Raw genomic sequence first — 241 nt, forward strand, 5'->3', positions numbered from 1 at the left:
CGACCATGCTGACCGCCCGACCGGCGGGGGTGCTGTCGACTTCCACGATCCCGACTTCGCCGCCTATCCCCGCTTCCGCGAGGCGCTGGACCATGCGCAGGTCGCCGGCGTCCAGCTCGGCGACGCGCTCTACATCCCGGCGATGTGGTGGCATCATGTCGAGGCGCTGGCGCCGTTCAACGTCCTCGTGACCTATTGGTGGCGCGACGCACCGCGCTGGCTGGGGCAGGCCCAGGATGCG

At 70.5% G+C, this 241-nt stretch carries 1 protein-coding gene; it reads left to right on the forward strand.

Annotated elements, in window-relative coordinates; genetic code table 11:
* A partial coding sequence (locus AC0CH8_RS19075; RefSeq protein WP_465241225.1) for a cupin-like domain-containing protein occupies positions 1 to 241 on the forward strand: 241 nt, incomplete at both ends.

Source organism: Sphingomonas sp. AC435, from assembly GCF_979253005.1.